Below are 13,084 nucleotides of genomic sequence, written 5' to 3' on the forward strand. Positions count from 1 at the left end.
ACCCGTCCGAGGAGCCGCCGTGCGCATAGCCCTCTTCATCACCTGCGTCAACGACCTCGCGTTCCCGGCCACCGGCATCGCGGTCACCCGAATCCTGCGGCGGCTCGGCCACACCGTCGACTTCCCCGACCGGCAGACCTGTTGCGGGCAGATGCACGCCAACACCGGCTACCGGGCCGAGGCCATGCCGATGGTGCGCCACTACGTCGACGTCTTCGACGGCTACGACGCCGTCGTCACGCCGTCCGGGTCGTGCACCGCGATGATCCGCGACCAGTACCCGCGCCTGCACCCACCCGCCGCGTCGGTGGCCGCCCGCACCTACGAGCTGTCCGAGCTGCTCGTCGACGTCCTCGGCGTCACCGACGTCGGCGCGGAGTTCCCGGAGACGGTCACCTACCACCCCACCTGCCACGGCCTGAGAATGCTGCGGTTGGGCGACCGGCCGCTGAAACTGCTGCGCCAGGTACGTGGGATCGACCTCGTCGAGCTGGGCGACGCCGAGGAGTGCTGTGGCTTCGGTGGCACGTTCGCCCTGAAGAACCCGGACGTCTCCACCGCGATGCTCACCGACAAGTGCGCCCGGGTCGGTGAGACCGGTGCTCGGGTGCTCGCCGCCGCCGACAACTCCTGCCTGGCCCATATCGGAGGCGGTCTGGACCGCCAACGGTCCGGGGTGCGGGCCGTGCACTACGCGGAGATCCTCGCCGCGACGGGGGCCACCTCATGAACCCTCCGGGCGCACCGGCCACCGGCGGCGGACGCATCCGCACGCCACTGCCGTTCCCCACCGCCGCCAAGCCGGCCGTCGCCGACACACAACTCCGGGCCAACCTGCACCGGGCCACCCGCACCATCCGGGCCAAACGAGCCCTGGTCGTCGACGAGGTGCCCGACTGGGAGGACCTGCGCGACGCCGGCTCCGCGATCAAGGCGGACGTCCAACGCCGGTTGCCGGAGCTGCTGGAGCAGTTCGAGGCGTCCGCCACCGCCGCCGGTGCCACCGTGCACTGGGCTCGGGACGCGGCCGAGGCATGCCGGATCGTGGTCGAGCTGACCCGGGCCGCCGGGGCCGACGAGGTCGTGAAGGTCAAGTCGATGGCCACCCAGGAGATCGAGCTGAACGAGGCCCTGGAGGCGGCCGGGATCGCCGCGTACGAGACCGACCTCGCGGAGCTGATCGTGCAGCTCGGCGACGACACCCCCTCGCACATCCTGGTGCCGGCGATCCACTACAACCGGGCACAGATCCGGGAGATCTTCCAGCGGCGGATGCCGGACGTGCCTGCCGACCTCAGTGACGAGCCGTCCGCGCTGGCCGAGGCGGCCCGCGCCCACCTGCGACGGCGTTTCCTCGCGGCCCGGGTCGCCGTGTCCGGCGCCAACTTCGCCGTCGCCGACACCGGCACCCTCGTCGTCGTGGAGTCCGAGGGGAACGGGCGGATGTGCCTCACCCTCCCGGAGACGCTGATCAGCGTCGTCGGCGTCGAGAAGCTGCTGCCGACCTTCAGCGACCTGGAGGTCTTCCTGCAACTGCTGCCGCGATCGTCGACCGGCGAGCGGATGAACCCGTACACCTCGATGTGGACCGGCGTCACCCCGGGTGACGGTCCGCAGTCGATGCACGTCGTGCTGGTCGACAATGGCCGGTCCGCGGTGCTGGCCGACCCGGTCGGGAGGCCGGCGTTGTCCTGCATCCGCTGCTCCGCGTGCCTCAACGTCTGCCCGGTGTACGAGCGGGCCGGCGGGCACGCGTACGGGTCGGTGTATCCGGGGCCGATCGGCGCGATCCTGTCGCCGCAACTGACCGGTGTGGCAGACAACGCCTCCCTGCCGTACGCGTCGACCCTCTGCGGCGCCTGCTACGACGTGTGCCCGGTGAAGATCAACATTCCGGAGATCCTGGTCCACCTCCGGCAGGAGGCACCGCACCCACCGGCGGAACGAGCCGCCATGCGCGTCCTGTCCTGGGTGATGCGCAGCCCTCGGCGTTGGGCCGCCGCCCTGCGCCTGGCCCGGACCGGCGCGGGACCGCTCGGCGCGTATCGCGAGCGGCGCACCGGTGCCCGTACGCTGCGTAAACTGCCCTGGCCCGCCTCGGCGTGGACCCGGTCCCGGGACGTGCCGCTGCCCGCGGCGCAGACCTTCCGTGAATGGTGGAACCAGCAGTGACCGCACGTGACGAGATCCTGGCGCGGCTCCGCACGGCCCTGGCCGACGACCCGCCGCCGGTGCCGGTGCCCCGCCGGTACCGGCGCGTCGACGACCGCTCCGACCTGGTCGCGGTGCTCGTCGACCGGTTGGAGGACTACCGGGCGGTCGTCCACCACGGCATCGACGCCCTGCCGGGGCTGCTGGCTCAGGTGGACCGACTCGCCGTCCCCACCGACGTCCCCGCCGACTGGCTGGCCGGCTACGCCGGACAGGTGTGCCCCGACGCTCCCCCGCTGTCACCGGCCGCGCTGGACGCGACGGACGCGGTCCTGACCGGCTGCGCCGTGGCGATCGCCGACACGGGCACCATCGTCCTCGACGCCGGCCCGGCGCAGGGCCGGCGGGCGCTCACCCTGGTGCCTGACCGGCACATCTGCGTCGTCCGCGCCGACCAGGTGGTCGGCCTGCTGCCGGAGGCGTTGGCCCGGCTGGACGCGCGTGCGCCGCTGACCTGGATCTCGGGCCCGTCCGCTACCAGCGACATCGAACTCAACCGGGTCGAGGGCGTGCACGGTCCACGCCGACTGGAGGTCGTGCTGGTCGGTTCAGGAGCCTGACGGCACCTGCTCGTCATCGCGGGTCTCGCCCGGTGCGGTCGTCTCCCGCAGCGGAACGCCGCGCAGGTTGAGCAGCATCACGATGCCCACGCCGACCACCAGCGCGATGTCCGCGACGTTGCCGACGAAGAACCCGGCGTAGTCGATGAAGTCCACCACGTGCCCGCGCGCGAACCCCGGCTCGCGGAAGAGGCGGTCCAGCAGGTGCGTCGTCGCACCGCCGAGCACCAGCCCCAGCGCCACCGCCCACGGACGCGACGTGACCCGCCGCGCCACGACCGTCACCGCGACCACGGCCGCCGCCGCGAAGACCGCGAAGATCCAGGTGTACGCGGCACCGATCGAGAAGGCGGCGCCCGGGTTGTAGACGAGCCGCAGTTGCAGCAGGTCACCGACGAGGGAGATGGCCTGCCCGTCCGACAGTGCGGACTCGGCCCAGTACTTCGTGGCCTGATCCGAGGCGAGCACCACAGCAGCGATCAACACGACGGCGCGAAACACCCCGGAACCCTAGCCGGTCGAGCGCGACCGTCACCACCGGCGGCGAGCCGTCCTGTCGGAGAGGACGACCCGGCGTCCGAGAGGGACGCGGAGAGGACTGTGGTCGCGGTCATGCCACGACTCGCCGTCGGCGCAGTCGGCGCGACACCAGCAGGGCCCCGACCGCGACCAGCAGCGCACCCCCGACGACGGCGGCGAGTTGGACGGCGGCACTGCGGCCACGGTTGGTGCTGCCGACGGCCGGCGCAGCACCGGCGAGCGTCCAGTCGTGAGAGTCCTCGCCGGAGCCGTACACCGCGCGTTGCCCGCCGGGGCCGGTCGCCATCGCCCGGTAGGCGGGGTTGAGGTCGGTGAGCATCCGCACCGCGACGGTGACCGTGCCGACCGGCCCCGGGCAGGTGTAGTCGATGGTCGCACCGGTCCTCGCCAGGGCCTTCAGCGGCGCGACAGCGCCGAGGCAGGGCCGCGCCCCGTCGGCCACGGTGATCTGCCTGAGCAGGTACGCGGGGAACTGCTCGGACGCCGCGATGACGGCGGGATCGGTCGTCCGGTAGTCGACCGCGCCGTCGAGCAGGACGCGGTCGGTCGGCAGCAGGCCGAGGGAGACTCCGAGCAGTGTCAGGTCGTCGGGGCCGCCGACCCGCCAGCGCACCCGCACGACGTCGGGCCGCTGCTCGTCGAGCGTGATGGACACGGTCTGCGGGTCACCGAACGGGTGCGCCGCCGCCGGGGACGGCAGCGCCAGGACGGCCGCCGCGACGGCGACGACCGTCAGCGGAGTCACCGTCACCGCGCTTCGTCGTCGACGTCGAAGCAGGGACAAGGAGAGCTCCAGGATTGTGCTGACACGATTCGCGACCACCCTGCTGACTGCCGGGAAACGCGCAGGTCCGGGCCGGTGTGTGGGACAAAACAGCGACATGAACAGTTCGTTGATCAATCCGTTGGCCGGTGCGGATGCGCGGGCGGTGCCACGGGCCGGACGTAGGACTCCCTGTTCATGACGCAGACAACTGGTATCCGTCCGACCTTCCGGCGCCTCGTGGCGTCGACCGCAGCAGCCCGGGATGCTCGTCCTCGTCGCCTGCTCGGCCCCGGCGACCCCGGACAGTTCAGCCGGCGGCGAGTTCGCCGAGCCCTCGACTGTCGGCGCGCCGACCGCCGAGCCGACGGCGGCGAGCGCGCTGCTCGACGCGGCTGGCTGGAAGCCGGGCGCGGGTTCCGCCATCCGCGACTACCAGCGGACCCAACGGGCCGGCGTCCTGGTCATCAGCCACGACCAGACCCTGCTGGACCGTTGGGCGGACCGGATCGTCGACCTGGACAGCAGGTCACCGGCGCGGACCTGACGACCCGGCCAACGCAGCGGACCGTTCCCCGCTCAGTCGGCGACGTCCACGATGACCTTGCCCTCGGCGGTGCCGTCGGCGACCAGCCGGTGGGCGTCCATGACCGTGTCGAGCGTGAACGTGCGTGGATCCAGTCGCGGGCGCAGGGCACCGGCATCGGCCAGCGTCGCGATCTCGCGCAGGATGTCGCCGTGGTGTTCGCGGCCCCGTCCGGTGAGCATCGGCAGCAAAGTGAACACGCCGGAGTAGGTCGCGCCACGGAACGACAGCGGGGCGAGCGAGTGCGACCCCCAGCCCAGCGCGCTGACGACGTGCCCGTGATAGGTGCGTACCGCCGCGAACGACGCGTCGAGCGTCGCGCCACCGACGTTGTCGACGACGATGTCGAACCCCTCGCCACCGGTGTGCCTCTCGACGTACTCCTCGACGCTGGTCGAGGTGTAGTCGATCGGCACGGCACCCAGGCTCTCGATCACCCGTACGCTCGCCGGGCCTCCCGTGGCGTACGCCTCGGCGCCCCTTGCCTGGGCGAGTTGCACACCCACGTGTCCGACACCGCCGGCACCGCCGTGCACCAGCACCTTCTGCCCGGCGCGGACCCCGGCGCGGTCGACCAGCCCTTCCCACGAGGTGACCGCCGCCAGGGGCAGTGCGGCGGCCTCTCGCATCGAGAGGCTGCTCGGCTTGCCGGCCAGCAACCGGGCGTCCACGGCGGCGTACTCGGCCAGCGACCCCTGCAGGTCGCCCACTCCCCCGCACAGCCCGTACACCTCGTCTCCCGGCGCGAACCCGGCCACCTCCGCGCCGACCGCGGCGACGACGCCGGCCAGGTCCAGTCCGAGCACCGCGGGCGGCTGGACGCGCGCGTGCGCGGCCTTTCCTGCCTGGATCTTCGTGTCGAGTGGATTGACCCCGCTGGCGATGACGCGCACCAGCACCTGCCCCGCCCCGGGAGCGGGTTGATCGACGTCCTCCACCATCAGTGGACTGTCGAACTCCCGCAGCACCGCAGCGCGCATGACGGTTCACACCCTCCGTGATCTAGACATCACCTGGACGCTATCCAATTGGGTTGCCGGCCGGGCGACATCCGGGTTGTCCTGCGTCCGCATCCGGCGCGCCCGGCCGGACGAGCGACGATCGCGGCGAGCCACCCGGGGAACGTCGCGACGGACAGCCCGAGCGGCTCTCAGCCGTCCTCGGCGCCGTCGAGCAGCGCCCGCCGCAGGGCCAACCGGTGTTCGCGGCGGATCTCCGCCTCCCGGTACCGACGCCGGTCCCCGTCGGTCTCCGGTAGCAGCGGCGGCACCGTACGAGGCTGGCCGTCGTCGTCGACGGCGACCATGACCAGGTGGGCGGTGGCCACGTCGGTGGGCGGCACCGCCCGGTCCCACCGGTCGGCGGTGACCTTGACCGCGACCTCCATCGAGCTGCGTCCGGCCCAGGTGATCCGGGCGTCGACGTGGACGACGTCGCCGACCCGTACCGCGCGCAGGAAGGCGGTCTCGTCGATCGCGGCGGTCACCGCCGGCCCGTCGGAGTGCCGGGCGGCGACCACACCGGCGACGGAGTCGATGAGGTTGAGGATCCGGCCGCCGTGCACCGTACCCATCAGGTTGGTGTGGTGCTGGTCCATGATCTGCGACAGGGTCAGGTGCGACGCCGACGGCGCGCGGCCGGCGATCGTGGCGGTGTCGTGCACAGCGGTAGTCCGTCCCTCGGGAAACCACACCACCGGAACGCGGACACGCTGACGAGGACGCGCCGACGTACGGCACGTCACCCGCTGAGCCCACCCGCGAGGCCGACGGCGGCGCACACGGTCGTGTGCGCAGCGCAGGCAGGTCTTCGGACTCGCGGGCCTGACCGGTCGTGCCGGTCTCCTACCGGCCGTCGCTTCCCAGGCCGACGGCCCAGTGCTGATGACGGCGTTCGTTCCCACTCACCGCTGCGGGGCAGTCCCGGACTTCCACCGGGTTCCCTCTTACGACGCCCTGCCGGTCACGACGGGGCGAACCAGCGCCGCCCGCAGCATAGCTGGCCAGGGAAGTCGCGGCACCGGGGGCACGGTGCGGAGACAGCGGCGCGGCATCGTCGGCTTTTGCCATGTGAGGAAAAAGATCGCCAGCTCTTGAAAAAAGCCTCACTCCGGTCAGGATATTCAGATGCGTCGTCTCCCTCAGACTCCGGGGCGGGTGCTCTCGGGCGTCCTCGCGCTCCTCCTCGCCTCGGCGGTCGCTCTCCTCGCGTCCGCCCAACCCGCCGCGGCTCACGGGACTCTCGCCATGTCCACGCCGGCGGGTGGCGCCACGGTGAGCGAGCCGTTGACGTCGGTGCAGCTCTTCTTCACCGAGAAGGCCGCGCCCAACGCGTTCTTCACGGTCACCGCTCCGGGCGGCGTCCGCGTCGACAACGGCTGGTCGTACGGGGAGCCGAAGCCGCTGGACCAGCCGGTACGGGAGTACTTCCTGGTCAACGGGCAGTTCGAGCCACGTGAGTACACCACCGGGTTCCCTGCGGCGGTGGCCGTCACCCACCTGCCGGCCAAGGGCCAGTACTCGGTGAGCTACCTGTCGGTCGCCTCGGACGGCGACACCGTGCGGGGCACGCTGACCTTCCGCTACAACGGGCGGGTGACGGCGGCACCCAAGGGGTGGAGCCCACCGACGACCCAGCCGGACCCGGCGTTGGTGGCCGCCAGCGAGCAGCACGGGTCGTCCGGGCAGGCGTCGGCGGTGCCGACCACCTCGGCGCAGCCGGTGACCCCGCCGTCCGGGGCCGCGGCGGCCCCGCCGACCGGGTCGACCGACGAGGGCGGCTCCGGAGCACCGGCCTGGGTCGGCTGGGCGGTGGCGGTCGCGGCGGCCGTGGCGGTGGCCGGATTCGTCGTCTGGCGTCGGCGGACGGGGTCCACCGGCCAACCCACCGGCCGGGGCCGCACCTCGCCGGCGACCTCCGGTCGACGCGGCGGCGGTGCCCGTACCACGAACAAGGCCGCCGCCGGCAAGACCAGCGGGGGCAGGGCCGTCGCGGGAAAGACGGCTGCGGGCAAGACCTCCGCGGGCAGTGCCGGCGTGGCGAGCGGCGTCGGTGCGCAGCCCACGGGCGGTAAGCGGCGACCCGTCACCGTGCCGGCGGCGCGCACGGGCACCGCGGTCGTCACGGCCCGCGCGGGCGTCGCGGCCGATCCGACGCCTACCGATCAGGAGGCGAAGGCCACCGCCACCGCTGACGACGAGTCGACTGTCGACCCCAGAGCACGGCCCGACACGGACCTCACCGCCGTGACACCCGGGTCGCGGCTGAGCAACGGCCACCTGGCGCTGCTCGTCGGCGGGCTGGTGATCGCGCTGCTTGCCGGGTTCGGGCTGGCCCGCATCGGCACCGGCGACCAGAGCCCGGCGACCACCGCCCGACAGCCGTCGGGCGGTCCGCCCGACTCGGGGCAGGCGGCGTCCGCGACCGACGGGCACCAACACCCGGCGGGCACCGGGCCGCACACGCATCGCGGTGACGGCGCGGCGGGCGAGACGCTGGCGACCGGCACGACGGTCAGCGCCGGTGGGTACACCCTGCAACCGCTGGAGCGGTCCCAACCCGCCGGGGTACGCGCCGACTACCGCTTCCGGATCGTCGGGACCGACCGGCAGCCGGCGACCCGCTTCGCGGTCGTACACGACAAGCCGTTGCACATGATCGTGGTCGGCCGCGACCTGACCGGCTACCAGCACGTGCACCCGACGATGGCCCCCGACGGCACCTGGAGCGTCCCCCTGACGCTGGCCCAACCCGGCGGCTACCGCGTCTACGCCGACTTCTCCGTCACCGCGGCCAACGGCGCGCAGTTGCCTCTCGTGCTGGGCGTCGACCACACCGTGCCCGGGGCACACACCCCCGCCGCGCTGCCGCCCGCGCAGGCACAGGCGACGGCCGGACCGTACGCGGTGTCGATGGGCGGCACCCCGACCGTGGGAGTGACGGCGCCGATGCAGTTCCAGGTCCAGCGCGCCGGCTCGACGGCGCCCGTGCAGTTGGAGCGCTACCTGGGCGCGTACGGGCACCTGGTCGTCGTCCGTGAGGGCGACCTCGGCTACGTGCACGTCCACCCCGAGCAGGAACTGGTCGACGGAGCTGTCCAGTTCTGGCTGACCGCGCCCAGCTCGGGCCGGTACCGGGCCTTCTTCGACTTCCAGGTGGAGGGGAAGGTGCACACCGCCGAGTACACGATCAACGTGCCCTGAGCCCGGAACTTTCTCCCTGCTGCGGCCGACCAACCAGCCAGCAGCAATCATCGGAGGAAGAACACATGCTCAGCACCAGCCCGCTCGGTCCGCGCCGCCGCTCGGCCGCCGTCCTCGCCGCCGCGATCCTCGCGGTGGGCGCCGCCGGATGCGGATCGTCCGACTCTCCGTCGACCGGGCAGGCGAGTCCGTCCGTGTCGACCTCGGCCAAACCGGACGCCGGGGTGCTCGGCATTCGTGACCCGTGGGTGAAGGCCGCCGACAGGGGGATGACGGCGGCCTTCGGGACCCTGGTCAACGACGGCGACAGCGATGTCACGGTGACCAGCGCCGCGACCTCGGTGTCGCCGATGGAGCTGCACGAGATGACCATGAAGGACGGCAAGATGGTCATGCAGGCCAAGCAGGGCGGCATCGTGATCAAGGCCGGGAGCACGCACGCGCTGGAGCCCGGCGGTGACCACCTGATGCTGATGAACCTGGCCAAGCCCGTGCAGGCCGGGGACGAGTTGACCTTCACTCTCAGCTTCGCCGACGGCAGGACCCAGCAGTTCACCGCAGTGGCCAAGCCGTTCACCGGCGCGCAGGAGAGCTACGCCCCCGGGCACGGCCAGCCCATGCCCGGCATGAGCGTCACGCCGGAGATGAGCATGAGCCCGGCATCGTGACCGGGACGCCCCCTGCCCGGCCGCTGAGCAGGCGTGGCCTGCTCGCCGGTGGGGCACTGGCCGCCGGCGGGGCCCTCGCCGGCGGGGCCACCATCGCCGTGACCCGTGGCGTCGACAGCGGGCAACCACAGGCCGCCGCCGACGCCACGCCGGTGGCGAGCGTCGGCGCACTGGTCGAGCCGTTCCACGGCGTCCGACAGGCCGGCGTGGCCACCGAACCGCAGGCCCATGCGGCCTTCGTGGCGCTCACGCTGCGGGCCGGCTCCGACCGGGCCGCGTTGGGTCGGATGCTGCGGCTGCTCACCGACGACGCCGCCCGCCTCACCCAGGGCAAGCCGGCCCTGGCCGACACCGAGGCCGAACTCGGGCTGCTGCCCGCACGCCTCACCGTGACCTTCGGCTTCGGCCCCGGCCTCTACCGTGCCGCCCGCGTCGACGACCGGCGGCCGGCCTCGGTCGTCGACCTGCCCGCGTTCCGCGTCGACCGGCTGCAGCCGGCCTGGTCGGGTGGCGACCTGCTGCTCCAGATCTGCGCCGACGACCCGATCAGCGTCGCCCACGCCCAACGGGTCCTGATCAAGGACAGCCGGCCGTTCGCCACCGTCCGGTGGGTCCAGCAGGGCTTCCGACGCAGTCCCGGCGTCGAGCCGGGCGGCCACACCCAACGCAACCTGTTCGGTCAGCTCGACGGCACCGCCAACCCCCGGCCAGGGCTGCCGATGGACTCCGCCGTCTGGGTGCCGGACGGACCCGCGTGGCTGCGCGACAGCACCACCCTCGTCGTACGCCGCATCAGCATGAACATGGAGACCTGGGACCTGCTCGGCCGCACCGACCGGGAGCTCGCCGTCGGCCGGCGGCTCGACACCGGCGCCCCGCTCACCGGCAACGCCGAACACGACGAGCCCGACTTCGCCGCCACCGGGCCGGACGGGCTCACCGTCATCCCCGACTTCTCCCACCTGACCCGTGCGCACGTCACCGACGACCGGCTGAAGATCCTGCGTCGGCCCTACAACTACGACGGCGCGCCGACCGCGGAGGGGCACGCCGACAGCGGGTTGATCTTCACCTCGTACCAGGCGGACATCGCCCGGCAGTTCCTGCCGATCCAACGCCGGCTGGCCGACCGGGACCTGCTCAACGAATGGACCACCCCGATCGGGTCCGCCGTCTTCGCCATCCCACCCGGCTGTCGACCGGGCGGATGGGTCGGCGAGCAGGTGCTCGGATGAGGCACACCAACCGGAGTGTCGTCATGCCCGTACCGCCGTCCCGCCGCAGCGTCGTCCGACTCGGCGCGGCGGCGCTCGCCGTCCTCGTCGCGCTGCTCATTCCGGCCACCCCGGCGTGGGCGCACAACACGCTGCGGTCGGCAACGCCGATCCAGCAGTCGACGGTCTCCAGCGCACCAACGGAGATCGTGCTCGAATTCATGCAGCGGCTCGACCCGACGTTCACCACCATCGTGCTCACCGATGCCGCCAAGCGGAAGGTCGTCACGGGCGAGCCGGTGGTCGCCGGGGCGAAGAGCACGGTCCAGGTGACCGACACCCTGCCGAACGGGACGTACACGGTCGCCTACCGGGTGGTCTCCGCCGACGGGCACCCGGTGCAGGGGTCGTACCCGTTCACGGTGGCCGACCCCACGTCCAAGGCCACGCCGGTTGCCGGAGCCGCCACGTCGGCCGTGCCGGCCGCCGCCGTCGAGCCCGACGGCGGCCCGGGTGCCGGCGTACTCGGAGCGGGTGCCACGCTGGCCGCCCTCGTCGCGGTGGCGGCGGTGCTGTTGTGGCGGCGGACGTCCCGCCGCTGATCCGACCGGCTGCCCGCACCTGACCATCCGTGGGAACCCATGGGTCCCGCTGTCCGACTACCCCTCAGGGCCGGAACGACGCGACACCACACCGGGCGACCACGTCAGTACGGGAGACACCCTCGGGGGTATCCCGACTATCCCGATCGGATCACCATGTCTCTCACCGAGCTGTCCGGCGCGGCGACGCCGGAACCCTCCACAAGCGCCGAACCCCCGGGCCGACCGGCCCGGCGCGCGTCGCCGTTCGGCGCGCTGCTGCTCCGGCTGCACTTCTACGCCGGCATCCTCGTCGCTCCGTTCCTGGTGACAGCCGCCCTGACCGGGCTGGCCTTCACCGTCACCCCGCAGCTCGACCAGGTCCTCTACGGCGACCAGTTGACCGTCGCGCAGGTGGGTGACCGTCCGCTGTCCCTGGCCGAGCAGGTCGGGGCCGCCCGCAACGCCCACCCCGAGGGCAGTATCACCGCCGTGCAGCCCGGCGACGGGGACCAGACCACCCGGGTGACGTTCTCCCTGCCGGAACTCGGCGAGAACCAGCACACCGTCTACATCAACCCGTACACGGCCGAGTCGCAGGGGCAGCTCACCACCTGGTTCGGCTCCACCCCGGCCACCACCTGGCTGGACGACCTGCACCGCCACCTGCACCTCGGCGTGGTGGGCGAGAACTACTCCGAGCTGGCCGCGAGTTGGCTCTGGGTGCTCGCGCTCGGCGGGGTCGTCCTCTGGTGGCGCCGCCGCGGCACCGCCCGGGCCACCGCCCGCCACCTGCTCGTGCCGGACCTGTCCGCCGGCAGGGGTGTGCGCCGCACCCGGGGCTGGCACGCCACCACCGGCATCTGGCTCACCGTCGGCCTGCTCTTCCTCTCGGCGACCGGCCTGACCTGGTCCCGCTACGCCGGGGCCAACTTCAGCGCCGGCCTCGACGCGCTCGACGCCCGCACCCCGGAGATCTCCACCAGCCTCCTCGCCGATCCCGTCGCCCCCGACGAGACCGGCGGCGGCCACCACGGCGCCTCCGGGGCGGGCGGGGTGGTCGAGTCGGCGGCCTTCGACCGGGTGGTGACGGCCGCCCGTGCGGCCGGTCTGTCCGGCCCGGTCGAGATCGCCCCGGCGGCCGAGCCGGGCTCGGCCTGGACCGTCACCCAGGTCGACAACACCTGGCCGGTCGCGAAGGACCGGGTCGCCGTCGACCCCGCCGGGGGTACGATCACCGCCCGCAGCGACTTCGCCGACTGGCCCCTGCTGGCCCAGCTCAGCGGCCTGGGCATCCAGGCCCACATGGGGATCCTCTTCGGACCGATCAACCAGATCCTGCTCGCCGCGCTCGCCCTCGGGCTGCTCTGCGTCATCGTCTGGGGCTACCGCATGTGGTGGCAACGCCGGCCCACCCGCACCGACCGACGCGCCCTCGTCGGCACCCCGCCGGCCCGTGGTGGCGTCCGTGGTCTGCCGCTCTGGGCTCTGCTCGTCGGCGTACCGGTGGTCGTGGCGGTCGGCTGGGCGCTGCCGCTGTTCGGGCTCACCCTGCTGGCCTTCCTCGTCATCGACGTCGTCGTCGGCGCGGTGTCCCGACGCCGACGACCTGCCGAGGCGCCGACGTCTCCGGCACCCGCCGGCTCCTGACCCACCGGTCCGGCCGCCCGTCCGACGACGGGCGGCCGGATGCCGTACCCGACCAGTTCGTCAGGCCCGGACGGGCGCACGCGGTGACGGCCGCACGAGAGCCGGCCAC

13 protein-coding genes and 1 riboswitch are annotated in these 13,084 nt (G+C 72.9%); of the genes, 9 read left to right on the plus strand and 4 right to left on the minus strand.

Going from position 1 to position 13,084, the window contains the following annotated elements:
- Positions 1-19 precede the first annotated feature (19 nt).
- From ABGB10_RS02205 to ABGB10_RS02215, 3 genes are read left to right on the plus strand one after another with little or no spacing between them, the layout of a single operon-like run.
- Positions 20-730: a (Fe-S)-binding protein gene (locus tag ABGB10_RS02205; protein ID WP_347659121.1), complete on the plus strand. Its 711-nt coding sequence runs from the start codon at positions 20-22 to the stop codon at positions 728-730.
- Positions 727-2,172, plus strand: a complete 1,446-nt coding sequence (locus ABGB10_RS02210; RefSeq protein WP_347659122.1) for a LutB/LldF family L-lactate oxidation iron-sulfur protein — start codon at positions 727-729, stop codon at positions 2,170-2,172. Before ABGB10_RS02205 ends, ABGB10_RS02210 begins: the two co-directional genes overlap by 4 nt.
- Complete coding sequence (locus ABGB10_RS02215) at positions 2,169-2,771, plus strand: LUD domain-containing protein (RefSeq protein ID WP_347659123.1); 603 nt, start codon at positions 2,169-2,171, stop codon at positions 2,769-2,771. Before ABGB10_RS02210 ends, ABGB10_RS02215 begins: the two co-directional genes overlap by 4 nt.
- On the opposite strand, the gene ABGB10_RS02220 is transcribed toward ABGB10_RS02215, so the two are convergent.
- Both ABGB10_RS02220 and ABGB10_RS02225 read right to left on the minus strand, forming a co-directional pair.
- Positions 2,760-3,272 (minus strand): signal peptidase II, encoded by a 513-nt coding sequence (locus tag ABGB10_RS02220; protein ID WP_347659124.1) that lies wholly within the window; start codon positions 3,270-3,272, stop codon positions 2,760-2,762. The genes ABGB10_RS02215 and ABGB10_RS02220 overlap by 12 nt on opposite strands.
- Before the next feature lie 109 nt (positions 3,273-3,381).
- Positions 3,382-4,062: a hypothetical protein gene (locus ABGB10_RS02225; RefSeq protein WP_347659125.1), complete on the minus strand. Its 681-nt coding sequence runs from the start codon at positions 4,060-4,062 to the stop codon at positions 3,382-3,384.
- 277 nt (positions 4,063-4,339) lie between these two features.
- Here ABGB10_RS02225 and ABGB10_RS02230 point away from each other — a divergent pair, with 277 nt between their 5' ends.
- Entirely contained in the window at positions 4,340-4,621 is a 282-nt protein-coding gene (locus tag ABGB10_RS02230) for a hypothetical protein (protein ID WP_347659126.1), read from the plus strand.
- A gap of 32 nt (positions 4,622-4,653) precedes the next feature.
- Here ABGB10_RS02230 and ABGB10_RS02235 read toward each other — a convergent pair whose 3' ends face one another.
- Together ABGB10_RS02235 and ABGB10_RS02240 are read right to left on the minus strand one after the other, a co-directional pair.
- Positions 4,654-5,640: a zinc-dependent alcohol dehydrogenase family protein gene (locus ABGB10_RS02235; RefSeq protein WP_347659127.1), complete on the minus strand. Its 987-nt coding sequence runs from the start codon at positions 5,638-5,640 to the stop codon at positions 4,654-4,656.
- Positions 5,641-5,810: 170 nt separating this feature from the next.
- Positions 5,811-6,323, minus strand: a complete 513-nt coding sequence (locus ABGB10_RS02240) for an acyl-CoA thioesterase (protein ID WP_347659128.1) — start codon at positions 6,321-6,323, stop codon at positions 5,811-5,813.
- Positions 6,324-6,442: 119 nt separating this feature from the next.
- A riboswitch (cobalamin riboswitch) is annotated at positions 6,443-6,657 on the minus strand.
- A gap of 129 nt (positions 6,658-6,786) precedes the next feature.
- Here ABGB10_RS02240 and ABGB10_RS02245 point away from each other — a divergent pair.
- The 5 genes from ABGB10_RS02245 to ABGB10_RS02265 all read left to right on the plus strand — a co-directional run bounded on the left by ABGB10_RS02245 (position 6,787) and on the right by ABGB10_RS02265 (position 12,975).
- Entirely contained in the window at positions 6,787-8,862 is a 2,076-nt protein-coding gene (locus tag ABGB10_RS02245; RefSeq protein ID WP_347659129.1) for a copper resistance protein CopC, read from the plus strand.
- Positions 8,863-8,927: 65 nt separating this feature from the next.
- On the plus strand, positions 8,928-9,530 hold the full coding sequence (locus ABGB10_RS02250; RefSeq protein WP_347659130.1) for a copper chaperone PCu(A)C: 603 nt from the start codon (positions 8,928-8,930) through the stop codon (positions 9,528-9,530).
- Positions 9,527-10,765, plus strand: a complete 1,239-nt coding sequence (locus tag ABGB10_RS02255; RefSeq protein ID WP_347659131.1) for a Dyp-type peroxidase — start codon at positions 9,527-9,529, stop codon at positions 10,763-10,765. The genes ABGB10_RS02250 and ABGB10_RS02255 overlap by 4 nt, the downstream gene beginning before the upstream one ends.
- A 23-nt stretch (positions 10,766-10,788) precedes the next feature.
- Positions 10,789-11,346: a copper resistance CopC family protein gene (locus ABGB10_RS02260; RefSeq protein ID WP_347659234.1), complete on the plus strand. Its 558-nt coding sequence runs from the start codon at positions 10,789-10,791 to the stop codon at positions 11,344-11,346.
- A gap of 156 nt (positions 11,347-11,502) precedes the next feature.
- A complete protein-coding gene (locus ABGB10_RS02265) occupies positions 11,503-12,975 on the plus strand; it encodes a PepSY domain-containing protein (protein WP_347659132.1) in 1,473 nt (490 codons plus the stop codon).
- Positions 12,976-13,084 lie beyond the last annotated feature (109 nt).

It is taken from the genome of Micromonospora sp. B9E7, assembly GCF_039871815.1.
Taxonomy (GTDB): Bacteria; Actinomycetota; Actinomycetes; order Mycobacteriales; family Micromonosporaceae; genus Micromonospora.

Coding starts and splice junctions, on each gene's coding strand:
- ABGB10_RS02210 (WP_347659122.1), top strand. CDS start 727: ATGAACCCTCCGGGCGCACCGGCCACCGGCGGCGGACGCATCCGCACG.
- ABGB10_RS02230 (WP_347659126.1), top strand. CDS start 4,340: ATGCTCGTCCTCGTCGCCTGCTCGGCCCCGGCGACCCCGGACAGTTCA.
- ABGB10_RS02235 (WP_347659127.1), bottom strand. CDS start 5,640: ATGCGCGCTGCGGTGCTGCGGGAGTTCGACAGTCCACTGATGGTGGAG.
- ABGB10_RS02245 (WP_347659129.1), top strand. CDS start 6,787: ATGCGTCGTCTCCCTCAGACTCCGGGGCGGGTGCTCTCGGGCGTCCTC.
- ABGB10_RS02250 (WP_347659130.1), top strand. CDS start 8,928: ATGCTCAGCACCAGCCCGCTCGGTCCGCGCCGCCGCTCGGCCGCCGTC.
- ABGB10_RS02260 (WP_347659234.1), top strand. CDS start 10,789: ATGCCCGTACCGCCGTCCCGCCGCAGCGTCGTCCGACTCGGCGCGGCG.
- ABGB10_RS02265 (WP_347659132.1), top strand. CDS start 11,503: ATGTCTCTCACCGAGCTGTCCGGCGCGGCGACGCCGGAACCCTCCACA.